The 25,313-nt window shown below is 50.9% G+C and carries 21 protein-coding genes and 1 other RNA gene; 16 read left to right on the top strand and 6 right to left on the bottom strand.

Going from position 1 to position 25,313, the window contains the following annotated elements; translation table 11 throughout:
• The first annotated feature begins 6 nt into the window (after positions 1-6).
• From KNP72_RS02520 to KNP72_RS02480, 9 genes are all read left to right on the top strand, one after another.
• Positions 7-894 carry a YitT family protein gene (locus KNP72_RS02520; protein WP_251128816.1) on the top strand — a complete coding sequence of 296 codons (888 nt, stop codon included), beginning with the start codon at positions 7-9 and terminating at the stop codon, positions 892-894.
• Between the two features lie 73 nt (positions 895-967).
• Positions 968-1,192, top strand: coding sequence for a preprotein translocase subunit SecG (gene secG / locus KNP72_RS02515; protein ID WP_012726902.1), 225 nt, complete (start codon positions 968-970; stop codon positions 1,190-1,192).
• A 102-nt stretch (positions 1,193-1,294) separates the two neighbouring features.
• Positions 1,295-2,035, top strand: coding sequence for an alpha/beta hydrolase (locus KNP72_RS02510; protein ID WP_214831995.1), 741 nt, complete (start codon positions 1,295-1,297; stop codon positions 2,033-2,035).
• Between the two features lie 15 nt (positions 2,036-2,050).
• Complete coding sequence (rnr, locus tag KNP72_RS02505; RefSeq protein WP_214831993.1) at positions 2,051-4,456, top strand: ribonuclease R; 2,406 nt, start codon at positions 2,051-2,053, stop codon at positions 4,454-4,456.
• A gap of 49 nt (positions 4,457-4,505) precedes the next feature.
• Positions 4,506-4,976, top strand: a complete 471-nt coding sequence (gene smpB / locus KNP72_RS02500; protein ID WP_029595066.1) for an SsrA-binding protein SmpB — start codon at positions 4,506-4,508, stop codon at positions 4,974-4,976.
• Positions 4,977-5,025: 49 nt separating this feature from the next.
• Positions 5,026-5,381: a transfer-messenger RNA gene (ssrA, locus tag KNP72_RS02495) on the top strand.
• Between the two features lie 127 nt (positions 5,382-5,508).
• On the top strand, positions 5,509-5,664 hold the full coding sequence (locus tag KNP72_RS02490; protein WP_214831991.1) for an alcohol dehydrogenase: 156 nt from the start codon (positions 5,509-5,511) through the stop codon (positions 5,662-5,664).
• A gap of 712 nt (positions 5,665-6,376) precedes the next feature.
• On the top strand, positions 6,377-7,327 hold the full coding sequence (locus KNP72_RS02485) for a HamA C-terminal domain-containing protein (RefSeq protein ID WP_214831989.1): 951 nt from the start codon (positions 6,377-6,379) through the stop codon (positions 7,325-7,327).
• A gap of 5 nt (positions 7,328-7,332) precedes the next feature.
• A complete protein-coding gene (locus KNP72_RS02480) occupies positions 7,333-9,492 on the top strand; it encodes a DEAD/DEAH box helicase (RefSeq protein WP_214831987.1) in 2,160 nt (719 codons plus the stop codon).
• Between the two features lie 192 nt (positions 9,493-9,684).
• Here KNP72_RS02480 and KNP72_RS02475 read toward each other — a convergent pair whose 3' ends face one another.
• On the bottom strand, positions 9,685-9,873 hold the full coding sequence (locus tag KNP72_RS02475) for a hypothetical protein (protein ID WP_214831985.1): 189 nt from the start codon (positions 9,871-9,873) through the stop codon (positions 9,685-9,687).
• 139 nt (positions 9,874-10,012) lie between these two features.
• Between KNP72_RS02475 and KNP72_RS02470 the strand changes: the two genes are divergently transcribed.
• Together KNP72_RS02470 and KNP72_RS02465 are read left to right on the top strand one after the other, a co-directional pair.
• On the top strand, positions 10,013-11,425 hold the full coding sequence (locus KNP72_RS02470) for an NAD-dependent epimerase/dehydratase family protein (protein WP_214831983.1): 1,413 nt from the start codon (positions 10,013-10,015) through the stop codon (positions 11,423-11,425).
• Between the two features lie 144 nt (positions 11,426-11,569).
• Positions 11,570-13,114: a SulP family inorganic anion transporter gene (locus tag KNP72_RS02465; RefSeq protein WP_251128815.1), complete on the top strand. Its 1,545-nt coding sequence runs from the start codon at positions 11,570-11,572 to the stop codon at positions 13,112-13,114.
• Here KNP72_RS02465 and KNP72_RS02460 read toward each other — a convergent pair.
• Positions 13,111-13,440: a YolD-like family protein gene (locus KNP72_RS02460; protein ID WP_021065472.1), complete on the bottom strand. Its 330-nt coding sequence runs from the start codon at positions 13,438-13,440 to the stop codon at positions 13,111-13,113. The genes KNP72_RS02465 and KNP72_RS02460 overlap by 4 nt on opposite strands.
• Positions 13,437-14,732: a Y-family DNA polymerase gene (locus KNP72_RS02455; RefSeq protein WP_214831980.1), complete on the bottom strand. Its 1,296-nt coding sequence runs from the start codon at positions 14,730-14,732 to the stop codon at positions 13,437-13,439. Before KNP72_RS02455 ends, KNP72_RS02460 begins: the two co-directional genes overlap by 4 nt.
• A 201-nt stretch (positions 14,733-14,933) precedes the next feature.
• Between KNP72_RS02455 and KNP72_RS02450 the strand changes: the two genes are divergently transcribed.
• From KNP72_RS02450 to KNP72_RS02435, 4 genes are all read left to right on the top strand, one after another.
• A complete protein-coding gene (locus tag KNP72_RS02450; RefSeq protein WP_214831979.1) occupies positions 14,934-17,207 on the top strand; it encodes a bifunctional 2',3'-cyclic-nucleotide 2'-phosphodiesterase/3'-nucleotidase in 2,274 nt (757 codons plus the stop codon).
• A 191-nt stretch (positions 17,208-17,398) separates the two neighbouring features.
• On the top strand, positions 17,399-18,841 hold the full coding sequence (locus KNP72_RS02445; protein WP_214831978.1) for a carbon starvation CstA family protein: 1,443 nt from the start codon (positions 17,399-17,401) through the stop codon (positions 18,839-18,841).
• Positions 18,842-18,935: 94 nt separating this feature from the next.
• Positions 18,936-19,607, top strand: coding sequence for a PAQR family membrane homeostasis protein TrhA (gene trhA, locus KNP72_RS02440; protein ID WP_214831977.1), 672 nt, complete (start codon positions 18,936-18,938; stop codon positions 19,605-19,607).
• 157 nt (positions 19,608-19,764) lie between these two features.
• The gene (locus KNP72_RS02435) at positions 19,765-20,682 is read left to right on the top strand and encodes a proline dehydrogenase family protein (RefSeq protein ID WP_214831976.1); all 918 of its coding nucleotides are present in this window, start codon (positions 19,765-19,767) and stop codon (positions 20,680-20,682) included.
• A 53-nt stretch (positions 20,683-20,735) separates the two neighbouring features.
• Here KNP72_RS02435 and KNP72_RS02430 read toward each other — a convergent pair whose 3' ends face one another.
• The 3 genes from KNP72_RS02430 to KNP72_RS02420 form a co-directional block, all read right to left on the bottom strand.
• Entirely contained in the window at positions 20,736-20,909 is a 174-nt protein-coding gene (locus KNP72_RS02430; RefSeq protein ID WP_214831975.1) for a hypothetical protein, read from the bottom strand.
• 401 nt (positions 20,910-21,310) lie between these two features.
• On the bottom strand, positions 21,311-21,598 hold the full coding sequence (locus tag KNP72_RS02425; RefSeq protein ID WP_251128814.1) for a hypothetical protein: 288 nt from the start codon (positions 21,596-21,598) through the stop codon (positions 21,311-21,313).
• Positions 21,599-21,771: 173 nt separating this feature from the next.
• Entirely contained in the window at positions 21,772-22,674 is a 903-nt protein-coding gene (locus tag KNP72_RS02420; protein ID WP_214717667.1) for an SDR family oxidoreductase, read from the bottom strand.
• 213 nt (positions 22,675-22,887) lie between these two features.
• On the opposite strand from KNP72_RS02420, the gene KNP72_RS02415 reads away from it, so the two are divergent.
• Complete coding sequence (locus KNP72_RS02415) at positions 22,888-25,299, top strand: 3-hydroxyacyl-CoA dehydrogenase/enoyl-CoA hydratase family protein (RefSeq protein ID WP_214831974.1); 2,412 nt, start codon at positions 22,888-22,890, stop codon at positions 25,297-25,299.
• The last annotated feature ends 14 nt before the right edge of the window (positions 25,300-25,313 follow it).

Genomic DNA, 25,313 nt, shown 5'->3' with positions numbered 1-25,313 from the left:
CAACCAATGAAACGTCAACAACAACATCTATTGCGTCAACAAGTCTGGAAGAAGCTCCAATCGATTTCCTTGAAGGATATCGCCTGGATCGTCGCCGGCTCATTCATTCTCGCGTTCGGGGTGAACTACTTCACCGTGCCGAACGATTTCTCGGAAGGCGGCCTGCTCGGGGTCACCATCATCCTGTACTACATGTTCGGCTGGGACCTCGGGGTCACGTCGATTATCGGGAACGGGATTTTATTCATCGTCGGCTATAAGCTGCTCGACCGCCGGACGATGGTCTATTCGGTCGTCGCCGTCATCGCGACGTCATTCTTCCTCAGCTTGACCCATGACTGGGGCAGCCCGGCCGAGGACAAACTGCTCGCGGCCGTCTACGCCGGAATCATGATCGGTGTCGGCATCGGCATGGTGCTCCGTGTCGGCGGGACGACCGGGGGCGGGGTCATCATCGCCCGCCTCATGGAGCGGTATTTGCATATGAGCGTCGCCGTGTCGATGTTCATCATCGATGCCATCGTCGTCGGGGCGTCGGGCTTCATCCTCGGGGAACAGATCGTGCTCTATACGTTGATCGCCATCATCATCGGCTCGTGGGTCATCGACCTCGTCGCCGAAGGGCTCAATATCCGTAAGGCTGTCACGATCATCAGCGACAAGCAAGAAGAGCTTGCTGTCGTATTGACGGAGACGCTTGGCCGCTCGGCGACGATTATCCACGGTCACGGCTACTATACGAAGCAGGATAAGAACATGCTGTATATGATCGTCGACAAGCGCCAGGTCGGTCCACTCAAGAAAATCGTCGAAGTGACAGACCCACGTGCCTTCGTCGTCATCCACCAAGTGAAAGAGGTCATCGGGGAAGGGTTTAGCTACCCGTCCCGATAATTTGAAAGCTGGTGTTTTGACGCCAACTTCTATATAATAAGAAGCGTGTAAAAAGAAGGAGGAACTGACTACTATGCAAACGATCGCTACAATCAGCCTACTCGTCGTGGCTGTTTTATTGATTGTCGTCGTACTGCTCATGTCAGGTCGGTCGCAAGGTCTTGGGGCGATTGCAGGTGGCGCGGAGCAGTTGTTCGGCCGCCAGAAAGCGCGCGGCTTCGACGCTGTTTTGAACCGAACTGCAGCTGTACTAGGCACATTGTTTTTCATTTTAGGATTACTAGTCGCATCACTATGATGAAAGGCTGATCGTTCTCGATTTTCACGTGAGGCGGTCGGCTTTTGTTTTTTTCAATTATTTTTTGGGAATAATGGATTGTATGAGGAGATGACGTTAGCAATGAAGATTACAGCACCGAAACCGTTCTTCTTTGAAAGCGGACCACGTGCCGTGTTGATGTTACATGGCTTTACCGGATCGAGCGCGGATGTCCGCATGCTCGGTCGTTTCCTGCAAAAAGAAGGCTATACGTGTATGGGTCCCCAGTACCGGGGCCATGCCGTCCCGCCGGAAGAATTGCTTCAGTACGGACCGGCGGACTGGTGGGAGGACGTCTTGAACGCCTACCAGTCGTTGAAAGAGAAAGGCTATGAGGAGATTGCCGTCTGTGGCCTCTCGCTCGGCGGCGTCATGTCGCTACGCCTCGCTTCCCAGGAGAACGTCAAAGGCGTCATCCCGATGTGCGCCCCGACCGGAATCGATGCCGAGGACCGGTTATACAAAGGAGTCAAAGCCTACGCTCGAGAATATAAATCTCGAGAAGAAAAATCACCTGAACAGATCGAACAGGAGATGGCGGACTTCAAACCGATGCCGACGCTCAAAGACCTCCGTGCCTTCGTCCGTGACACGACGACAAAACTGGAAGATATTTTCGTCCCGGCGCTCGTCGTCCAAGGGGCGAAAGATCAAATGGTCGATCCTGAATCTGCACACGAAATTTACGAGGCGATTAACGCGTTCCAAAAAGAACTGCTCATTTACGAGGAGTCGGGACACGTGATCACGCTCGATAAAGAAAAAGAGAAACTGCACCAGGACGTGCTCGATTTTCTCGAAACGTTAGACTGGTCAGTCTAAAAAGGAGGTGTCACGTTGAATTTACGTGACCAACTACTAGAAATCATCCAAGCCAGTGATAAAGCACTGACAGTGGACCAATTGACCGAGCGTCTTGCGCTCGAGTCGACGGATGCCTTTAAAGAGCTCATCCGCACCTTGAACACCCTCGAAGAAGAGGGCTTAATCGGCCGCACACGGACGAACCGTTACGGGACGCTCGCCGTGCTCGGCCAAGCAGCGGGAATCATCTCGATTCACCAACGCGGCTTCGGCTTCTTATCGGTCGAAGGGGAGACGGAGGACGTGTTCCTTCCGCCCGACCAATTGAAAGACGTCTACCACGGGGACACGATCCTCGTCAAAAAACGCGAGGACAACCGAGGCAAGACCGAGGGCGTGCTCCTCAAAGTCTTGAAGCGCGGCTTGTCGGAGTTCGTCGGGACGTATACGCTCCCGAGCGGACGCCTCGACCAGTTCGCCTTCATCGAGCCGGACGACAAGCGCATCAACTTCTGGCCGGTCGTCAACCCGGACAAATCGCTCGGTGCCGTCGATGGCCATAAAGTCGTCGTCCGCATCACGAAATATCCGGACGGACGTTTCGCCGGAGCGTGTGACGTCGTCCGCATCATCGGACACAAGAACGACCCAGGCGTCGACATCTTATCAATCGTCTATAAGCATGGCATCCCGACGGAGTTCCCGGAAGATGTCATCGACCAGGCGAATGCCGTACCGGACGAGGCCGACGAGAAAGACTTCATGGGCCGTGTCGACCTTCGTAACGAGACGATCTTCACGATTGACGGCGAAGACGCGAAAGACTTGGACGATGCCGTCCACGTCAAAAAACTCGACAACGGTAACTATGAGCTCGGCGTCCATATCGCCGACGTGTCACACTACGTGACGGAAGGGTCACCGCTCGACGTCGAGGCGTTCGAACGGGGGACGAGTGTGTATCTCGTCGACCGCGTCATCCCGATGCTGCCGCACCGTCTCTCGAACGGAATCTGTTCGCTCAACCCGCACGTCAACCGGTTGACGCTCAGCTGCGTCATGGAGATCTCCCCGCAAAACGGGAAGGTCGTCAATCATGAGCTGTTCCCGAGTGTCATCAAGACGACGGAGCGGATGACGTATACGAACGTCCGTGAAATCATCGAACGCGATGACGAAGCGACGCTCGAACGGTACGAGCCGTACATCCCGTTGTTCGACCTCATGGCCGAACTCGCGGAAGTGCTCCGTACGCGCCGTAACTCGCGCGGTGCCATCAATTTCGATTTTGCCGAGGCGAAAGTCGTCGTCGACGAAGAAGGCAAACCGGCCGACATCGTCTTGCGTCCGCGCTCGGTCGCCGAGAAGTTGATCGAAGAGTTCATGCTCGCGGCCAACGAGACGGTCGCCGAACACTTCCATAAGATGGACGTGCCGTTCATCTATCGTGTCCATGATAACCCGAAACCGGACAAGCTCGATTTCTTCTTCGACTTCGTCGCGAACTTCGGTGTGCACATCGAGCGCTTCAAAGGACAGAAGGTCGAACCGAAGACGCTTCAGAAGATTTTGAAGGCAATCTCGGGTGAACCGGAAGAGCCGGTCATCAGCACGATCATGCTCCGTTCGATGCAACAGGCGAAGTACGATGACGTCTCGCTCGGCCACTTCGGCCTCGCGACCGACTTCTATACGCACTTCACGTCACCGATCCGCCGCTATCCGGACTTGATTGTCCACCGTCTCATGCGCACGTATGCTTTCAACGGCGACGTGTCAGAGAAGACGATCGCCAAGTACGAGGACCGTCTCGGTTCGATCGCCGAACAGGCATCGAAACGCGAGCGTCGTTCGGTCGATGCCGAACGTGAGACGCAAGCCTTGAAGAAAGCCGAGTACATGGAATCACGTCTCGGTGAAGAGTTCGACGGCGTCGTCAGCGGTGTCACGAACTTTGGGATGTTCATCGAGCTTCCGAACACGATCGAAGGACTCGTTCGTCTCCAGTCGATGGATGACTACTACCACTTCGACGAGTCGCAGCTCATGTTGCTCGGCGAGCGGACGAAACGTCAGTTCCGCATCGGTGACGCGGTGCGCGTCAAGGTCGACGCCGTCAACTTGGACGAGCGCACGATCGACTTCACCGTCGTCGGCATGCCGAAGCGGGAACAGTCGCGCCGTCGCCAACCGACGACGATTAAAGCGACGGAAGGTCGTCCGAAGAAAGACGACAAGCGCGGGGGACGCGGTCGCGATGACAAACGTCCGAAGCGCGGCAAGCCGGGCAAACCAGGGAAACCTGGTCAGGCCGGGAAACCGTCTAAACCAGGTGAGAAGCCGAAGTCGTCGCAAGGACGTTCGGCACTCGACTTGAAGAAGAAAGACGGTCAAAAACGAACAGGCGACGCCAAACGCGGAGCGAAAAAGCGTCGCTGACGGGAGGGGGCGACCCCTCCTCTATATTGAAGTAAAGGACTGAATGTCTATGGCCAAGAAGAAAGATTCGAACGCGCTCGCACAAAACCGAAAAGCGTCCTTCGATTATGCGATCGAAGATACGATTGAAGCCGGCATGGTGTTGACGGGGACCGAAATTAAATCGGTGCGCCAGTCGAAAATCAACATCGCCGACGCGTATGTCCGCTTTGACGGTGGCGAGGCGACGCTTCACAACTGTCATATCAGCCCGTTCGAGCAAGGGAACCGGTTCAACCATGAGCCGCTCCGTGTCCGAAAGCTATTGTTGCATAAGAAGCAAATCAATCAGCTCATCGGCGCGCAAGGCCGTGACGGGTATACGATCATCCCGCTCAAAGTGTATCTTAAGAACGGCTTCGCCAAATGTCTACTCGGCATCGGGCGCGGGAAGAAGAAGTATGACAAGCGCGACGACTTGAAGAAGAAAGATGCGAAGCGCGATGTCGACCGGGCACTCCGGGACCGGCAAAAATACTGACAGCGAGACCTGATTGTGGTATAGTCGTTGTAGTACCAATTACCACCTCGGGGACGTTATGGATTCGACGGGGGTAGGTCGGTCGTATGTGGCGTGTCGAGGGGTCGGCCTCGTTAAAACGCAAACGCCTATAACTGGCAAAACTAACACACAACTCGCAGCAGCCTAAGTGCCCTGCGGATCCTGACATCCATCGCTTGTGTGGATGATTATCAGGGTCTCAAACTAAGCAAGCTACGCTTCAACCTCGCCGTCTGAGGGCGCGAAGAAGAGATGAATCAGACTGGATGCGACAACGCCTGTTTATCGGCAGTGTCACATTGAGATTCAATAGATAAACTACACACGTAGAAGCATACGTTACGATGCCTTCGGACGCGGGTTCGACTCCCGCCGTCTCCATTTTTAAGCAGTCTGCAACGACTGCAATCAATGATTTTTAATGAAGACCTTCTAATTTCATTGAGATTAGAAGGTTTTTTGATTTTTATGGTGCAACTCAATCACAATGAAATGAAAGCAGGTGAACCGAATGGGGAAATATCAATTAGATACGAAAAGTAAAGTGGCTGCCGCCAAGTATCAAGATGGGAAAAAACCAGCTGTTTCGAATAAAAAAGATAAAATCAATCAGCTTCGAGAAGCATATTTACAGAAGAAAAATGAGAAGAAACAATCTGGTAAGTGACCATACACTTTAGCTAAATGAAGAGGGTCATCCGTGCGTGTTTTATGCATAGGTGGCCCTCTTTTCTTGTTTCTCCTATTGCTGATCAGGTGCAATTTGATTCTCACCATAAGTTGAACATATCTGCAAGAATCGCATCACTTCCATCTTGGAATATGAACAGTCCAAGTGCGATTAACAAACCACCGATCATAAGTGTGGCGAACCAACCGCATAAGTTCGCTCATGTTTTTTAATAGGCTGCGAATCACTAGCCCTCCACCTGGATGTGATAACACCTGTTTATAGGTAGTGTCACATTGAGACTTGATCGATAAACTATACATGTAGAAACATTTGAATGCCCTTCGGACGCGGTTCGACTCTCGCCGTCTCCCTTCTATGTCATGAATTTAAATAGATACTAAGACCTGAACATATTAAAGGTCTTGGCATCTATTTATTTGTTTTTTATTAATTTTATTTGATATTAAACAATATGTTTAAATTTTAATAATGCATCAATACTGTTATGTACTATTCATCATCTATTGATTACTACTTTTATATGTGGGAAAATTTGTTATGGTAAAGTCGGTCTTAAAAATATGGAAATTTAATTTACGAATTAAAATTTTTATTTTTTTCTTTTTCTTTACTTGTTCCTGAGCGATTTTTCGTTCATTTAGAATGCTATTTTTAATAAAAATAAATTTAAAAAGAGGGTAATTTTGTGAGCAGGGTGATAGAAGTAACTAATATTTTGTCATGTAAAGTTAATGAAGCTAATTTGCACTCTTATTTTATTGATTTCGATATTGACGAAAATGGCGATATAAATCAATTACTTGAGAAGTTTGTTCAGTTGTTAACAGAGGAAATACCAAGCTTTGCATTAGGTTATCATCAAGGTGTGACTATCCCCCAAGAAAATATTTTGAGGATATTGATTGATGCAGCAAATTCTATCTACAAAATTGATGCATATGAAAAAGCAGCTGAAACGTATTTAAACGATGATCACTTTGATGATGATATACCTGACAAGTATTTAAAAAGGGGCGAATTTGGTGAATTAATACTTCATTTTATTCTAAAGTATGTTTTTCATACTACTCCCCTAGTCGCAAAGATTTATTTTAAAGATTCGTATGGACATGCGGTTCATGGTTTTGATTCAGTACATATAAATTCTGAGGAAAATACTTTATGGCTTGGTGAATCTAAGATATATACAGATGGAAGAAGAGGAATAGACGCATTAATAGAAGATCTCCATGAACATTTTAATGGGAATTATCTTGAAAGTGAATTTAACATTATTTCAAAAAGAATTAAAGACACAGAAGTTAATCTAGAAGAAGCAGGGCTTTCACCTAACCACTGGATTAGTTTGTTAAATACATACACAAAGTTAGGTGATAAGTTAGATAATATTGTAATACCTATGTTCTGTGCATTTGAATCTAATGTTTTTTCTAAATACAGTAATGATAGTGAATTTGAGCAAGTTTACACAGACGAGATTACAAGGTTAAATCAGAGATTTCTCACAAAAAAAATCAATCATCCATGGAACGATCATTTAAACATTATTGTTATTTTAGTTCCTCTAGAAAGCAAAAAGAAATTAATTAGAATGTTGCACCACAAGTTAAAACAACTTCAATCATTAGGAGGTTGAGCGAAATGAATTGGAATCCCCAGGATCTACTAGATATAGAACACTTAGATTTTGAAGATAGTTTTTCATTAGCAAAATACGTTTCACAGATTAAAGAAGAGCAACAAATTCAGGCTAACGAGATAATTATCAATATATTAGAAATTTGGGACAAGGTCGAAGAATCTACCAAACAAATATGGATTGATTTAATTGAAAGTGCTGGTTTTTATCCGTACTTGTTAAAAATTGTTGAGAAAAATAGTGAGATGGACATTACCTCTGAAATTAGAAGTGCGTTTCATTCCTCAAAGAAACTGCAAGGTATTACTTTACATAAAGAGCAAAAATACTTATTAAATCTAATTGCACAGGGTAGAAATTTGATTGTGAGTGCCCCTACTAGCTTTGGAAAAAGCTTATTAATTCAAGAGATAATAGCTTCAAATAAATATGAAAACATTCTAATAATACAGCCCACTTTGGCGTTAATTAATGAAACCAGAATAAAGTTAAAAATATTTAATAATAGTTATAAGATAATCGTTAATACCTCACAGATATTAGGTGATAAAAATATATTTATACTGACTGCCGAAAGAGTTTTAGAATATGATGGTTTACCAAAAATTGATTATTTCGTTTTAGACGAGTTTTATAAATTGAGTTCATTAAGAGATGATGAAAGGTCGGATGTACTAAACATTGCTTTAAAGAAAGTATTAGATTTTAATCCTACATTCTATTTTATAGGTCCTAACATCGATTATATTCCAGAAGGATTTAAAGAACGATACAACGCATTATTTTATAAAACTCAATATTCACTTGTGAATTCTCAAATTGAACACATAAATATAAGTTATCAAGCCACAGGAGTAAGAAAACAGCAAAAAGAAAAGGAAGAGAAACTTTTCGAGTTACTGAATGCAAGTACAGAACAATCAATAATTTATGTTTCTTCACCAGGTCGTGCCTATAATTTAGCCAAGGGATACTTTGATTATTTAGTACACAACGATTTATTAAAGATAGAGCAATATTTACCATTAAATGAATGGATTGAAGAAAATTTAAGTCCTAATTGGGGATTTAATGGCCTGATAAAAAATAAAATTGGCGTACACTCAGGTATAATTCCTAAACATTTAGTCCATACGATGATTGAATATTTTAATGAAGGGAAACTAAATGTATTATTTTGTACGTCAACTATAATTGAAGGGGTAAACACCTCTGCTAAAAATGTCTTTATTTTTGATAATTATAAAGGACCTAATGAATTAGATTTCTTTGATTTTTCTAATATAAAAGGTAGAGCTGGAAGGTTACTTCAGCATTATACGGGGAGAGTATATGTTTTTGATAATCCACCTACTACAGAACTAATTGAGCTAGACATTCCGTTTCACGATCAAAAGATAATAAATGATGAAATACTTATTAATTTTGAAAGAGAACAAGTTCACGCTCAACATATTGAAAGATACGACGAACTAAACGATTTTGATGAAGATTATTTAAAAATAATCAAAAAAAATTCAGTTTCAGTAGAAGGCCAAAAAGAAGTAATTAGGCAATTAGAAACAGAAATTAGAGTTCATCCAAATAATATTATTTGGAGTGGTTTACCCACATATAAACAATTAAGTTTTTTGTTAGATTTGGCATGGAACAACCTCTTAAAACCAACTGAAACCACATTTCCCATGACATTAAAAAAATTGCCTGTTTCAATTTACAAACATCTAAATAAGAGTGTAAGTGAATTGATTAAAGAAGAAATAGATTATTTAGAAAAAAAGCACGTAAATTGGAGTTCACAAAAAGTTACAGATGCAGCTATTGAAAATGTTTTTCGTGAAAAAAGACATTGGATTTCTTATAAAGTACCGAAGTGGTTAAATGTAATGGATTCATTACAAAAATTGGTTTGTATGAAAATTGGGCTTAGTTACGGTGGCGACTATTTATCGTTCGCTTCAATTTTAGAAAATGATGGGGTAGAAGAAGAACTCTCGTTATTAATCGATTTAGGGTTACCTGCTTCAACTATTAACAAGATAAAAAAAATAATCCCTAGTGACTTAGAGGATGAGGATTTAGTTCGTTTCGTTAAAACTATTCCTCGGGAACGGATTCCTTCGGTTTTACAATATGAGATTGACAAGATCCAACAACTATAAAATATCTATTGTTCTCTTAATCTAGATTTAACAATATTGCCACACTAATTTAGTTATGTGCTAAAGTAAGAATCAAAAAAATTGAAATCAACTGGAGACTGAAGGCATGAAACGAGTCGAACTAGGTTGAGAAGGTTCGACTCATTATCATGCTAATCCACCATGAACTCAATTTGTAGATTTTGTATCTCACTATAAGTTAAACAAATCCGCGACAATCGCATCACTTCCGTCTTGGAACATGAACAAGCCGAGTGCGATCAACAGACCTCCAATGATGAGAGTACCGAACCGGATCAGTCCGTTCGTGTTCTTTTTGAATAGGCCCCGAATCACGAGCCATCCACCGATCAATAGCATCAAGAAATACCAAAATCCCATAGCCATTCCTCCTCCGCCTGTAGTTGAGTCTAGTTTACATAAATTTTCCAGTACATACTGTAGGGCGCGGGACTGATTTAACCTCAGCCCAAGACGGGTACAGTACCTCTATGTGTAAACAAAGGGGAGAGTGACCACTATGCGGAAAACCATCGTCATCGCGGGCGCGAGCGGCTATATCGGCTCTAACGTGATGGACCACTTAAAAGAAGAATATGACATCATCGCCTTGTCCCGCTCGACGAAAAACAAGGAAGATGAGGAACATATCACGTGGCGGTCGTGCGATTTGTTCTCGTATGAACAGACACGCGAGGCGTGCGAAGGGGCAGATTACGCCATGTTCCTCGTCCACTCGATGATTCCGGACGGCGGGCTGACGCAGGCAAGGTTCGAAGACATGGATGCGCTCATCGCTGACAACTTCGCCCGGGCGACGAAAGCGAATGACATCGAACAGATTGTCTATTTGAGCGGAATCATTCCGAAAGAGTCGAAGACGTTGTCCCGTCACTTGAAGAGCCGGCTCGAGGTCGAACGGATTCTCGGTGGGCAAGGCGTGCCGGTGACGACGATTCGGGCCGGGCTCATCATCGGTCCGGAGGGCTCGTCGTTCCCGATTCTCGCGAAGCTCGTCAAACGCTTGCCGGTCATGATTCTTCCGAACTGGACGAAGACGGAGACGCATCCAATCGATTTGCGTGAAGCCGTCCAGGCGCTCATCTCGGTCGTCGGGGCCGAGGCGCTGTACGACCATCATATCGATATCGGTGGACCGGAAGTGATGACGTATCGCAAGATGATTGAAGATACGGCTGACGTCATGGGCAAACGTCGCGTCATGATCGACTTCCCGTTCCCGACGATCAAACTGTCGCGATTGTGGGTCATGGCCGTGACGGGTGAACCGAAAGACACCGTCTATCCGCTCGTCGAGAGCATGGGTCACGCCATGGTCGCGAAAGACACGACCGGCGTCAAACAAGGGGAAATCCCGTTCAAGGAAGCGGTCGAGCACGCGCTCGAGGAAGAAGAGAAACAGAAGTCGGGCGGCAGCAAGAAGAAAAAAGCGCCGCAACAGTATACCGTCCGCTCGATTCAACGGTTCGGTCTGCCGGATAACAAATCGGCGCTATGGATGGCCGACACTTACTTCGAGTGGCTCGGCCGTCTCGCCTATCCGCTCATCCAGACGACGAAAGAAGACGATGATTGGGAGATTGCGCTCCTGCGACCGTCACTCGTCGCGCTTCATCTGTCGCTCGAAGACGAGGCGACGGACGATATGGCCTCTTATGAAATCGATGGCGGCTTGTTCGCGAAGTTGAGTGAGGATGACAAGACAGGCCGACTCGAGTTCAGACGGCTCCCCGAGTCGGACGAAGGGCTCGTCGCCATCCATGAGTTCGTACCGGCGCTGCCGTGGTGGTTCTATACGAAGACGCAGGCGAAAGCCCACCTCGTCGTCATGTGGTTGTTCGGCCGTCACGTCCGTCTGCTTGGGGAAGATGCGGATGAGGGCGATCAAGTCGTCGAGGCACCGACGAATTAACGAAGACGCATCCATCGCGATGCGTCTTTGTTTTGTCGATTATGTTAACGTTTCGCCCGAGTCGTTTACAAAGGACGGGGACAGGCGTACACTGAACTCGTTTTCGACATAATGGAAAGAAGGAATGCAAGAATGGACAACTTCATGACATCACGCCAAGGATGGCAAAAAGACATCTCGGCCGGGATCACCGTCGGGGTCGTCGCCGTGCCGCTCGCGATGGCGTTCGCGATCGCCTCAGGCGTCGGACCGGTGTACGGCCTGTACACGGCCATCATCGCTGGGATCCTCGTCAGCCTGTTCGGGGGCTCGACGTTCCAAATCGCCGGACCGACCGGCGCCTTCATCCCGATTATCTCGGGCGTCATGCTCGCGCACGGCTATGAAGGGCTGCTCGTGACGACGTTCCTCGCGGGGATCCTGTTGTTCCTCATGAGCGTACTCCGCGTCGGACGACTCATCCGCTTCATGCCGCGCGCTGTCACCATCGGGTTCACGGCCGGAATCGCCGTCGTCATCTTCGTCGACCAGCTCGATGAACTGTTCGGCATCTCGTTTCAGAAGGCGCCGCACTTCCACGAGAATTTACTGAAGCTCGTGACGTCGTTACATGAAGCGAGCCTATGGCCTGTCTTCATTGCCGCCGTCGGTTTCATGACGCTCTGGCTCGTACCGAAACTGCCTGTCAAATTGCCGCTTCTCTTGATGGCGATGCTCGTGCCGACTTTCGTCAGTCTTGTCATCCCAGGGGAAGTCGCGACGATTGGTAGTGCCTATGGCGGCATCCCGAGCGGACTGCCTGAGTTCAACTGGCTCGCGATTGACCTCGATATGATTGCGACGCTCATGCCGTCGGCGTTCGCCATCGCCTTCCTCGGGGCGCTCGAGTCGCTATTGTCGGGTGCGGTCGCGGACGGCATGGCCGGCACGAAGATGAACCCGGACAAGGAACTGTTCGGGCAAGGGCTCGCCAACGTCGTCGTCCCGTTCTTCGGCGGGATTCCGGCGACCGGCGCCATCGCCCGGACGGCGACGAACATTCAAGCCGGGGCCGTCAGCCGCCGCTCCGGCGTCATCCACGGGTTGACGGTGCTCCTCGCCGTGCTCGTGTTGGCACCGCTCGCGAGCTATGTCCCATTGGCCGCCCTCGCCCCGATCTTGATGCGCGTGGCCTGGAACATGTCGGAGCGGCACCACGTCTTCGAGATGCTCAAGCATCGGTCGGCCGAGTCGCTCGTTTTGCTCGTCACGCTCGGGTTGACCGTGTTCGTCGACCTCGTCGTCGCCGTCGAGGTAGGGGTCATCTGTGCGCTCGCCTTGTTCGCGAAACGGATGGCCGATACGATTGACGTCCGCGAACAGACGGAACGGTACGTGACGCGCGACGGACAGGTCGTCTTCAGCGTCGAGGGGCCGCTCTTCTTCGGCGCGATCGAGATGTTCGAGCACGTGTTGCATCATATCCATGACGAGCCCGACGTCTTCATCTTCAACTTCCACCGCTGTCCCGTCATCGATGTGACGGCCGTCGAAGAGATTCGCCGCGTCGTCCGCGAGTTAAAGGCGGCCGACCGCCGTGTCGTCTTCGCGCACTTGTCGGCACCGGTGCGCCAGACGCTCACGCATTATGGCGTCCTTGACCACGTCGACACGTTCGAGACGACGCAGGCAGCGATTGACGCGTCTTAACGGACGGACAGAATCTGACCGAACGGGATGCGAAGCACCTCGGTGTCGAACAGCTCGACTTCACGCTCGGCGTAATAGATGGCGTGGACGTAACCGCGCACCGTATGGGTCATGCCGTTATCGAACAGCGTTAGCTCGACGGCGTCCCCTTCACGGATGGCGCGTTCGAGCTCGGTCTGCCATAAATAGAGCAACTGCTCATCCAAATCGGGTAGCTCGATCTTTTGGACGTGGGCGTAATATTTCTTCAGGAGCGCCACGTGCTCGGGCATGAGGAAAGGGATCCATTTCAATTCACCGCGGTCTTTGTATCGGGTCTGGCTCATGACGATTCACCTCCTTGTTTATGTCCGCCGATTAACCGCTGGCGGGTACGGAGCGGACTGTCTTTCAGTAAACTCGACGCCGGGCGGATCGTGCCGCGCCCGAAGCGGACGTTCAAGCTATCGACGAGGTCGAGGAAGTCGAACCGGCGTGCCCGGGCCCACTCGTCCTCGAAGAATGACAGCTGGACGTGGTCGCTCCTTGGCTCGAGTTTGCCGAGGGCGACCGAGACGTAACGAACCGCCTCCGTCTCGTCCCAGGCGTCGAGGAAGAGCGTCAACAACACCGGCAAGAACTCGCGCTCGTCCGCTGTGAAGCGGGCGAGCTTTTTTTGTTTGCTGAAGCCGCGCCGCTCGCTCGTCCGGGTGTAGCGGACGCCGAGATGGACGCTGCCGCCGACGAGTCCGGCCTGCCGCGTCCGCATCCCGACCTCCACGGCGATGGCCTGTAAGACGAGCCGGATGGCCGCGTACGTCGCATAGTCTTTCATGAGCGTGATGCCGTGGCCGATCGTCCGGGGCCGCTGCCGTTTCGCCCCGAACAAAGAGCTCGGTGGGAGGATTGTCGGCGACTCATCGATGCCCCAGGCGTGGTGCCACAGCTCGGCGCCGATGACGCCAAACTTCTCATGGAGCGTCTCGAGCGGATAGCGGGCGAGGTCGCCGATCGTGTCGATACCGAGCCGCCGGAGATGGACTTCCATCTTCGCGCCGACGCCCCACATCTTGCCGATCGGGGCCGGGTGAATTAATCGTTCGACGTCGTGGAGGAAACAGCTGGCGACACCCGTCTTCTTCCCATGCAAGTCTAGGACGAGCTTGGCGAGGACGTTGTTCGGACCGATGCCGATCGTGACCGGGATGCCGGTATAGCGGAAGACGGTCGAGCGGATGAGGCGGGCGACGTGCGCATCGTTCCCGAACAGCCGCTCCGTCCCCGTCAAGTCGACGAGCGTCTCGTCGACCGAGTAGACGCGGATTGCCTCCGGGGGTGCGAACTGATGCAAGATGTGGACGATTTGCACGGATACGTTCAAATAGTGGCTCATCCGGGCCTCGGCGTAGATGATGTGCCGCCGCTCGTGCCACGGCAACCGGTCGATGTGGAAGCGCCGGGAGCCGGTCTTGATCCCGAGTTGTTTCATCGGCGGTGTCGCGGCGAGGACGAGGGCGCCGTGATCTTGGAGGTTTGATAAGACGACGAGCTTCGTCTTGTACGGGTTCAACTTGCGGGCGGCGCACTCGCAACTGGCATAGAATGAGACGCTGTCGATACAAAAAATCCGACGTCGCATAGCCACCTCTCCTTTTTTTACGAACAAGCGTTCTGTTTTTCTCATCGTATCACGGTCTCACGCCGTCTCAAATAGAAATTGAAAAAGAATTTGTTAGATTTGAAATTTGAGGATTAATTTACAAAAAACAGATGGTTGCGTTTACAAGCTGATGATATAGTAAAAGATGTTGGGACATTTTTAGAAAAAGGGGAAATGGATATGAGAACAGCTTTAAAATGGACGATTGCGACAGCGCTCGTATTACCGGCGACGTTACCGCTCCACGCACCGAACGTGCTCGCGTCAGAAGACGTTGTAAAGCTCCGCTTCTTGGAGACTACAGACTTACATACGAACATCACGAACTACGACTATTTTCAGGACAAAGTCGACAACACAATCGGGTTGACGAAAGTCGCGACGCTCATCAAACAACATCGCGAGGAAGCAGGAACTGACAACACGTTCTTGTTCGACAACGGGGATACGCTTCAAGGGACGCCATTCGGGGATTACGTCCGCGAACAGCATCAGAAAGCACCAGGCGCGTTCGAACATCCGATGTATCAAGCGATGTCGGCACTCGAGTTCGATGCGGTCACACTCGGGAACCACGAGTTCAACTTCGGGCTCCAGTTCTTGTATGACGCGATGCAAGGATCGAAAGGCAAGCTTCGCTTTGTCAACTCGAACGTGAAGGACTTGTCGGGCGAGCCGATCGTCTCGAAATACAACGAGAACGGACAAGAAGTCCAAATCATCGAACGCCAAGTCGTCGACGGGGACGGCGAGACGCATACGATCAAAGTCGGTGTGTTCGGAGTCGTGCCGCCGAAAATCATGTCGTGGGATTCAGGGAACCTCCAAGGCAAGGTGACGGCAGATGATATGGTACCGGCAGCAAAAGCGGCCGTCGCCAAATTGAAAGAGCAAGGCGCAGACGTCGTCGTCGCGCTCGCGCACTCAGGGATCGGGGAAAGTGCGACACTCGCGGATGAGCAATCGGACGGGGAAGAAAACGTCGGCTATACGCTCACAAAAATCGAAGGGCTCGACATGGTCATGACCGGTCACCAGCACGGTCGTTTCCCTGACGCAAAAGGGATGTTCACTTCATTCCCGAACGTGGATATGAACAAAGGGACAATCAACGGCAAGCCGGTCGTCATGGCGAACAACCAAGGGAAAGACCTCGGGGTCATCGACCTCGACCTCGAGCTCGTCGACGGCAAATGGAACGTGCTCGATGCGAACGCGAAACTCGACACGGTCAAGGCGGACACGCCGGTCGACCCGATGATCGCCTCGCCCATCGATGCGGACCATAAGGCGACGATTGAATACATCAACCGCCCGGTCGGTGAGATTCAAGACGATATCCAAAGCTATTTCGCGCTCGTCCGTGACGATGCGTCGGTCCAGTTCGTAACGAACGCGCAGAAATGGTACGTCGAGAGAGAACTTGCGACGAACCCGGAGCTCGCGGCGTATAAAGAGCTCCCGATCCTTTCAGCCGGGGCACCATTCAAGGCGGGTAACCGTCAGTTGACGGACGCGAGCTATTACACGAACATCCCGAAAGGCTCGATCGCATTGAAAAACGTGGCCGACCTATACGTCTTCCCGAACACGCTCGAAGTCGTCAAAGTGACGGGCGCGGACGTGATGGATTGGCTCGAGATGTCAGCCGGGGCGTACAAACAAGTCTCGGATACGAACGATGAGTTGCTCAACTTGGATTTCCGCAGCTACAACTTCGATATCCTCGACGGTCTCACGTATGAAATCGACGTGACGGGTCCTGCCAAGTTCGATGCAGGCGGGAAACTGATTGAGGAAAACAAAGATGCGAACCGCGTCAAAAACGTGAAGTACAATGGCAAGCCGATCACACTCGACCAAGAGTTCCTCGTCGCGACGAACAACTATCGCGCCGGCTCGACATCGTTCCCAGGTCTCGGTGGTGGGAAGAACATCGTTTATCGTTCGGCGTATGAGACACGGAACGTCATCTCGGACTATATCGTCTCTGGCAAGCTCGAATACAAAGCGGACGACAACTGGAAGATTGTCGCCGACGCGAAACGGACAGCCAAGTTTGAGACGGCTGACGCCGGTAAGCAATACGTCGACTTGTACGAAGGCATCGAAGCGACCGAGACGACACGTGCAGATGACGCAAACCGCCTGTTCCGCACGTATACAATCGACCTTGATACAGCGGCGGTCGACCTCGCCCTCACGGTGAACACGATCAAGCCAGGTGCGAAAGCGGTGACGGGCACGACGACGCCGAACGCGACGGTCACGCTGAAAGATGGCGACAAAGTGCTCGCGACAGCGAAAGCGGACAAAGACGGCAAGTACACGCTCGTGACGAAACCGCTCAAGCTTCGCCAAACGGTGACGATCGTCAGTGAACTCTTCGGTCAAATAAAAGAAGAGACGAAAGTGGTTGGAGCCGGTCATGTCGGTGTCCCGGCCCTTCGTTAATCAATGAACGAGCCCTCAGTTTTGAGGGCTTTATTTTGTGTCAAAAAAGTGAACGAAACCCCTTACAAAATAGTGGGTACTGCTGTATAATCAGTCACGTAAGCGTTTACATTATACGTGTAAAACAACGGGATTCATTTTTTCGGGGCCGACGGGGATTGGCTACATATGTACAAAAGGGGACAGCACACATGATTACATTTTTTATTGCCTTGGCGATTTTATTCGTCGGGTACAAAGTGTACGGCAGCTACGTCGAGAAGACGTTCGGCATTAAAGAAGAGCGGACGACGCCTGCCTATGCGTCACAAGACGGCATCGATTACGTGCCGATGGGGAAAAAACGGAACTCGATGATTCAACTGTTGAACATCGCTGGTGTCGGACCGATTTTCGGACCGATCATGGGGGCGCTCTACGGACCGGTCGCTTTCCTCTGGATCGTCTTCGGATCGATTTTCGCGGGAGCGGTGCACGACTATTTGACGGGCATGATCTCGCTCCGTAACAACGGGGCGCACTTGCCGCAGCTCGCTGAGAAGTTCCTCGGCCGCTCGCTCCGCCACGTCGTCAACGGTTTCGCACTCTTACTCTTACTCTTGGTCGGGACGGTATTCGTCACGTCACCGAGTAACATGATCAACAACTTGTTCGACGGCAATGCGACGACGCTCACGATCGTCATCTTCGCCGTGTTCGCCTACTACATCTTGGCGACGCTCCTTCCGGTCGATAAAATCATCGGACGCATCTATCCGTTCTTCGGGGCGCTCCTCATGATCAGTGCCGTCGGGATTGCGGTCAGCCTGTTCACACAAGGTTATCAGATTCCAGAGATGACACTCACGAACATGCATCCGGACGGTTTGCCTATCTGGCCGCTCCTCTTCTTCACAATCTCATGTGGAGCGTTGTCTGGGTTCCATGCTACGCAGTCGCCGATTATCTCGCGGACGACGATGAAAGAAAGCAATGGTCGTGAAATCTTCTACGGCATGATGATCGTCGAAGCGGTCATCGCCATGATTTGGGCCGCGGCAGCCATGGCCATCTTTGAGCCAGGCGAATTGCTCGGGTTGATTCAAACGGGTACACCGGCACTTGTCGTTCAAGAAGTGGCGACACTCATGCTCGGCAGCATCGGCGGTACGCTCGCCATCCTCGGTGTCATCGTCTTGCCAATCACGTCAGGTGATACGGCGTTCCGTAGCGCGCGGATGATTATCGCCGACTACATGAGCATCGCGCAGAAGAAATTCTCGTCACGCCTCTGGATCGCACTTCCGCTCTTCGCGATCTCATACGTGCTCACGAACATGGACTTCCAGATGCTCTGGCAATACTTCAACTGGGCCAACCAGACGACGGCGGTCATCGCCTTATTCGTCGGGGCGATGTACTTGTACATCAAAGGGCGCAACCACTATATCGCGCTCATCCCAGGGACGTTCATGTTGTATGCCGTCTGGTTCTACATTTTGACGGCACCGATTGGCTTCAAGATGGATGGGGTCATCCCGTACGTCATCGCTACAATCGGGACAATCACGTTGCTCGTCTTGTTCCACATGCGCGCGAAAGCGATGCGGGCACAAAATATGGAATGTGACGTTCCGGTGAAGGAAGTCGCATAATCACGAAACATGGGTCGCTTCGGCCCATGTTTTTATTTGCGTTGAAACCGGGAAATGACCATACTAGAGGGATAAATGGGAAGGTGGGACGCGAATGGAACAAGAGAAACTAAAAGAGATGCTCCATGCGGATACGCTTGGGGAAGAGATTGCGAGCGCCATCACCCACGGGCTCGGCATCATCTTCAGTATCGTCGCGCTCGTCTTGCTCATCATGACGGCGACGGAGACGGGCAGTACCGGCAACGTCATCGCGGTGAGCGTGTTCGGGGCATCGATGATTTTACTGTACCTATTCTCGACACTCATGCATGCGATTCCGCATCCACGGGCGAAACGCGTGCTCCAAGTGTTCGACCACGCCGGGATTTACTTACTCATTGCCGGTAGTTATACGCCGTTCGCGCTCGTCTCGCTCAAAGGGACGCTCGGTTGGACGTTGTTCGGCATCGTGTGGGGTGTCGCCGTGCTCGGAATCGTCTGGAAGTTGTTCTCGACGGGCAAATACATGTGGGTGTCGAACGTGACCTATCTCGGCCTCGGCTGGATTTGTCTCATCGCCATCCGTCCACTGTACGAGTCGCTCGGTCATAACGGCTTCATGTTGCTCCTGACCGGCGGGATCGCCTATTCGGTCGGGATTATCTTCTACGTATGGCAGAAGCTTCCGTTCAACCATGCGATTTGGCACCTGTTCGTGCTGGCGGGAAGCGTGTTCGTTTTCCTCAGCATCTTGTTTTACGTGGCACCGAATACGGGCCTTTGAAACGGACGTCCCGCGGGGAGTCTGTTTTTTCTAAATAGAGGGAAATGAAATCCTGAAAACGATTACAAAATTACAGACGAATTGACGTTTGTATGTCATAATAATTTCAGACATCGTCATAGAGATAGATGGGTGTAAACGTAAGGGGGAAAATCAGATGGAAAAAGTGTTGCGCGATGGATTTATCTACATGTCTCAAAACAAAACACTCAACAGTTTGGCTAAAAAATACGGGCTTCGGTTCGGGGCTTCGCGCTTTGTGGCGGGGGAAGACTTTAAGACGTCGGTGCCGACGATTCGCGAGTTGAACGCGAAAGGCTTATCGGTCACGGTCGACCATCTAGGAGAGTTCATCACGACGGTCGCGGAAGCGAACGAGAACCGCGATGAAATCATCCGGGCGATTGAAATCATGGCAGAAGAGAAGCTTGATGCCTATATGTCACTCAAGTTGACGTCACTCGGCTTCGACATCTCGGACGAGTTGATTGAAGACAACATGCGTCAAATCTTGACGACGGCGAAAGCAGTCGGCGTATTCGTCGCCATCGACATGGAAGACGAGACGCGCTGCGAGAAGACGCTCGACTTGTTCAAGAAGTTGAAAGCGGACTTCGACGGCCTCGGGACGGTCATCCAGTCGTACTTGTACCGCTCGGAAGATGACATCAACCATCTCGCACCGCTCAAGCCGAACCTTCGCATCGTCAAAGGGGCATATAAAGAGCCGGCGACGGTCGCATTCCCCGAAAAGGAAGACGTCGACCACAACTACTTGAAGCTCGTCAAACTCCATCTTGCGAACGGGAACTACGCCTCTATCGCGACACATGACGACCATATGATCGATGCAATCATCGAGCATGTGAAACTGAACAATATCCCACTCGACCAGTTCGAGTTCCAAATGCTGTATGGCATCCGGGTCGAGCGTCAACTCGAGCTCGTCCGTCAAGGCTACAAAGTCCGTGTCTACGTGCCATACGGCCGTGACTGGTACGGCTACTTCATGCGCCGCCTCGCAGAACGTCCGGCGAACGTCGCGTTCGTGTTAAAAGGAATGGTCAAGAAATGAGAAAAGCACGAACGTCCGTCGAGGGCGTTCGTGCTTTTTTGATGCGTTCTCTATTATTTGATGACGTCGATCCGTTCGGCCTTCCTTACAGTAAGATGGTCTTCCGCGACGGGACCGCCTAACCAGACGTTGATCTCGACCGGGCTGTGCAGCTGTTCCAACTCATCATTCAGGCCAGACACATCCACCCAGATTTGACCTTGCTTTTGATCTTCAACTAACATCATCGACTTATCAGCACTCACCTCTACAATGTGCCCTTGAAGATCAACCCCACTATAATCTGTGTCTTGGGTAGAAGAACAGCCTGCGATTAAACCGAAACAGAGTGGGGCTACAAGGAACAAGCTGATTCGTCCTTTAAAGAAGGTCGTGTCATTACGCATGAATGAATTCTCCTCTTTTGCGCGACGTCTGGAAGTGAGTATTCTTCTAAGTCGAATTCATATAACGCATGGATACATCTTAAGACAACAACGATTCCGTTACTGTACCCTGTCATTGTTTCTTGGTCTCGTCGTCATTCACCCAAAAATCGGGACCGATTTGATCGGATAGCCAAAAGAAAAGTTCTTTCTCGTATTCAGGGTTCACATCTTGCAAGGCGCCTGGTGTAAACAGGTACTGTTTATTTTGAATGAACGCATCTCGGATGTAATCGGTCATATGATATGGACCATACCCAATAGGAAGTATTTATGTCAGGCGAAGGATTTTCTTCCATGCGAATAGACATATGCGTTTCAGCTAAAAACGTGAACATTCTTGCAAGGGCGAGATAGCCTTCGGCGTTGCCGACGAAATTGACACCGGAATCGTTCAGATTGACTTCCAGTTTGGCTTCATGGGAAAAACGCGGGTCGAACTCTAAAATGTCTTCGTCGTACTCTTCTTCATCGTCATGCTGATTTGTCATCGATTGGCCTCCATTTTTACTTGTTAGCATTAGTGTACATGTGTAATGACAGAGGGTGTTGCTCGTTTTCAATGTCAGGGAAATGCGTCAGTCAACGTCCTGAAAGCATGGGCACCGACGGGATGCATGGCACAAAAAGAAGCCTCAGTAAATTACTGAGACTCCAAACATTCTTAGCCGTTAACGACCGTTCCACCGTTAACGTGAATGACTTGCCCGCTGACGTATGTCGAATCGTCACTTGCGAGATAGACATAGGCCGGGGCGAGTTCCGCCGGCTGGCCCGGACGTTTCATCTCGGCTGAGTCACCGAACGAGGCGACTTTGTCTGCCGGGAACGTCGAAGGAATGAGCGGTGTCCAAATCGGGCCTGGTGCGACACCGTTGACGCGAATCTTCTTCTCGGCAAGGTTGCTCGCGAGCGCACGCGTGAACGATGTGATTGCACCTTTCGTCGACGAGTAATCGATCAACTGGTCGTTTCCTTGATACGCTGTGATGGACGTCGTATTGATGATGCTCGCGCCTTCGTTCAAATATGGAAGGGCGGCTTTCGTCAAATAGAACATGCTGAAGATGTTCGTCCGGAACGTCTGCTCGAGTTGCTCATCCGAGATGTCAAGGAGCGACTCTTGTGGATGTTGCTCGGCGGCATTATTGACGAGGATATCCAAGTGGCCGAACGTCTCGAGCGTCTGTTTGACGACATCTTGGCAGAAGTCCGAATCGCCGATGTCTCCTTGCAACAAGAGGCAGGCCTGCCCGAGTTCCTCGATGCGCTCTTTCGTCGCCTCGGCGTCCTCGAGCTCGTTTTGATCTTTATAGACGATGACCGTGTTCGCGCCTTCGTGGGCGAAGAAGATGGCGACCGATTTCCCGATTCCCGAGTCGCCGCCTGTGATGATGGCCACTTTGTCTTTCAGTTTGTCGCTTCCTTTATATCCTTCACGCTCATAGATCGGGAACGGCTCCATCTTCGAGTCGATTCCCGGTTGATGGGCCTGCTCTTGGCCGTCCTTTTTGAACGACTCAAAATCGTGTCGGTTCCCCACTGTGTTTAAACGATTCTCACTCATGTATACATTCCCCTTTCTCAAATTGACTCTTTCTGTCTATACCACACTCATCAAAATGTAATCGTCCTGAGCGAAATTGGAACGAATTTGAAAAATGAACGCTTGCGAATGAATTGTCATTCATTTATGATAGAAGAGTAAACACGATGGTGATTGCGATTTTTTTTACGCTTGAAATGAATCACTATTCATTCTCATTGAGGGGGGAACAATATGACGAGTCACATCGAACAATCAGCCGACCTCCGTTTGACGAGTAACATCCGTTTTGCGGTCGTCATCGGTTCAGGAGTAATGGGGGCGGGGATTGCGGCTCACTTGGCGAACGCGGGGATTCGTTCGCTAATGCTCGACATCGTACCACGTGAATTGACGTCGAAAGAAGAAGCGAAAGGGCTCACGCTCGAGTCACCAGAAGTGCGGAACCGCATCGCTTCCGAGAACCGTCAGAAGCTATTGAAACAGAACCCGGCACCGCTCGCGACAGCGGATCATTTGAACTTCATCGACGTGGGGAACTTAGAAGATGATCTCGAGCGCTTGAAGGAAGCGGACTGGGTCATCGAGGTCGTCGTCGAACGGCTCGACGTGAAACAACAGCTGTTCGAAAAGATCGCTCCTTACATCCGTGAAGACGCGATTCTCAGCTCGAACACGTCAGGCATCTCGATCGAGGCGATGGCGAGCGTATTGCCGGAAGGCTTGAAGACACGTTTCCTCGGGACACACTTCTTCAACCCGCCACGTTATTTGAAACTGCTCGAACTCATCCCGACGGAGCAGACGGCACGCCCGGTCATCGACTTCATGGCCCGCTTCGCGGAGGACCGTCTCGGGAAAGGCGTCGTCGAAGCGAAAGACACACCGAACTTCATCGGTAACCGCATCGGTACGTACGGACTCCTCGTCACGTTCGAAGAGATGCTCAAACAGAACGCCTCGATCGGCGAGATGGACTCGATCACCGGACCGCTCATCGGGCGGCCAAAATCGGCGACATTCCGCACGCTCGACGTCGTCGGCATCGACACGTTCGTCCACGTCGCCGGCAATGTCTATGAGACGCTCGACGCAGGTGAAGAGAAGGACACGTTCGACGTCCCAACTGAAATGAAGACGCTCGTCGAGAAGGGCTGGATCGGTCAAAAGGCCGGACAAGGCTTCTATAAGAAAGACGGCAGAGTCATCCAGGAGCTCAACCTTCACACGTTCGAGTACGAACAATTGAAAGCGATTACAGGTCCGGAGCTCGACCAAATCAAATCGCTCCCGGGCTCGAAGGCGAAGTTGAAAGGCGCCATCTTGAACAAAGGACGCATTGGACAACTGCTCTGGCCGGTCACGGCGAAGACGCTCGTCTACTCGGCGCGTCTCACAGGCGAGATCAGTGACTCGATCGTCGCCATCGATGACGCGATGAAGTGGGGCTTCGGCTGGAAGTTCGGACCGTTCGAGACGTGGGACGCACTCGGCGTCGAGAAGTCGGTCGCCCGCATGAAAGCGGAAGGGTATGACGTCCCGGCGTGGATCGACGAGATGCTCGCTGCCGGACACACGACATTCTATAAGGGAGACCAGTATTACGACCAAGCGTCACAGACGTACGTTGAGAAGACCGTCAACCCGAAAGAAGTGAAACTCACGCCGCTCGCCAAGTCGAACGGCATCGTCCTTGAGAACGGTGGGGCCCGCCTCATCGATATCGGCGACGACGTCGTCGCCCTCGAGTTCACGTCACCGAACAATGCGATCGGTGTCGACATCATGCAGATGATTGAACAGTCGATCGACCTCGTCGAGACCGACTTCAAAGGACTTGTCCTTGCCAACGACGGCAAGAACTTCTGTGTCGGCGCCAACCTCGCGATGATGCTCATGGAAGCGGAAGACGAGAACTGGTACGAGCTCGACTGGATCATCAACAAGTTCCAACAAGTCGTCCAGAAGATTCGCTACGCGGGTCGCCCGGTCGTCGTCGCGCCTTACGGCATGACACTCGGAGGTGGGACAGAAATCAGCTTGCCGGCCGCACGCATGCAGGCGGCGCTCGAGACATACATGGGTCTCGTTGAAGTCGGTGTTGGCCTCATCCCAGGTGGGGGCGGAAACGTCAACACGTACCGTCGACTCCTCGAGCAGACGCCGAAGTCGATGCAAAACATCGAGAAAGCGGCGCAACAGACGTTCGAAAACATTGCCATGGCGAAAGTATCGAAGTCGGCCTATGACGCGAAAGCGCTCGGCTATCACCGTCCGGTCGACGGAATCTCGATGAACCGCGACCACTTGACGTTCGATGCGAAACAGACGGTACTCGGTCTCGCTGACGGCTATACCGCACCGGTTCGTGAGAAGTTGCCGGTCGTTGGTCAAACGGGGAAAGCGACGCTCGAACTCGCGGCGTACGAGATGTTCTACGGTGGCTATATCTCTGAACACGATTTGAAGATTGCGAAAAAACTTGCCCACGTCATCAGCGGCGGCGATTTGGCATACGGCACGATGGTCGACGAGCAGTACTTCCTCGACATCGAGCGCGAGGCGTTCCTAAGCCTCATCGGGGAACCGAAATCGCAGCAACGGATGCAACATATGCTCGTCAAAGGCAAGCCACTTCGGAACTGACAAAAGGGGGACTT

This window comes from Exiguobacterium sp. s152 (assembly GCF_018618335.1).
In the GTDB taxonomy this organism is placed as follows: domain Bacteria; phylum Bacillota; class Bacilli; order Exiguobacteriales; family Exiguobacteriaceae; genus Exiguobacterium; species Exiguobacterium chiriqhucha.
The sequence above is the reverse complement of the archived record's forward strand: the minus strand, read 5'-3'. Positions and strand labels throughout refer to the sequence as shown.

Excerpts from the sequence above, each read along its gene's own strand:
- KNP72_RS02460 (WP_021065472.1), bottom strand. The coding sequence starts at position 13,440 with ATGAGCCAGACCCGATACAAAGACCGCGGTGAATTGAAATGGATCCCT.
- KNP72_RS02450 (WP_214831979.1), top strand. The coding sequence starts at position 14,934 with ATGAGAACAGCTTTAAAATGGACGATTGCGACAGCGCTCGTATTACCG.
- KNP72_RS02415 (WP_214831974.1), top strand. The coding sequence starts at position 22,888 with ATGACGAGTCACATCGAACAATCAGCCGACCTCCGTTTGACGAGTAAC.
- KNP72_RS02455 (WP_214831980.1), bottom strand. The coding sequence starts at position 14,732 with ATGCGACGTCGGATTTTTTGTATCGACAGCGTCTCATTCTATGCCAGT.
- KNP72_RS02520 (WP_251128816.1), top strand. The coding sequence starts at position 7 with ATGAAACGTCAACAACAACATCTATTGCGTCAACAAGTCTGGAAGAAG.
- KNP72_RS02430 (WP_214831975.1), bottom strand. The coding sequence starts at position 20,909 with ATGATGTTAGTTGAAGATCAAAAGCAAGGTCAAATCTGGGTGGATGTG.
- KNP72_RS02445 (WP_214831978.1), top strand. The coding sequence starts at position 17,399 with ATGATTACATTTTTTATTGCCTTGGCGATTTTATTCGTCGGGTACAAA.
- KNP72_RS02425 (WP_251128814.1), bottom strand. The coding sequence starts at position 21,598 with ATGACAAATCAGCATGACGATGAAGAAGAGTACGACGAAGACATTTTA.
- trhA (WP_214831977.1), top strand. The coding sequence starts at position 18,936 with ATGGAACAAGAGAAACTAAAAGAGATGCTCCATGCGGATACGCTTGGG.
- KNP72_RS02465 (WP_251128815.1), top strand. The coding sequence starts at position 11,570 with ATGACATCACGCCAAGGATGGCAAAAAGACATCTCGGCCGGGATCACC.
- KNP72_RS02420 (WP_214717667.1), bottom strand. The coding sequence starts at position 22,674 with ATGAGTGAGAATCGTTTAAACACAGTGGGGAACCGACACGATTTTGAG.
- KNP72_RS02480 (WP_214831987.1), top strand. The coding sequence starts at position 7,333 with ATGAATTGGAATCCCCAGGATCTACTAGATATAGAACACTTAGATTTT.
- KNP72_RS02475 (WP_214831985.1), bottom strand. The coding sequence starts at position 9,873 with ATGGGATTTTGGTATTTCTTGATGCTATTGATCGGTGGATGGCTCGTG.
- secG (WP_012726902.1), top strand. The coding sequence starts at position 968 with ATGCAAACGATCGCTACAATCAGCCTACTCGTCGTGGCTGTTTTATTG.
- smpB (WP_029595066.1), top strand. The coding sequence starts at position 4,506 with ATGGCCAAGAAGAAAGATTCGAACGCGCTCGCACAAAACCGAAAAGCG.
- KNP72_RS02435 (WP_214831976.1), top strand. The coding sequence starts at position 19,765 with ATGGAAAAAGTGTTGCGCGATGGATTTATCTACATGTCTCAAAACAAA.
- KNP72_RS02490 (WP_214831991.1), top strand. The coding sequence starts at position 5,509 with ATGGGGAAATATCAATTAGATACGAAAAGTAAAGTGGCTGCCGCCAAG.
- KNP72_RS02510 (WP_214831995.1), top strand. The coding sequence starts at position 1,295 with ATGAAGATTACAGCACCGAAACCGTTCTTCTTTGAAAGCGGACCACGT.
- KNP72_RS02470 (WP_214831983.1), top strand. The coding sequence starts at position 10,013 with ATGCGGAAAACCATCGTCATCGCGGGCGCGAGCGGCTATATCGGCTCT.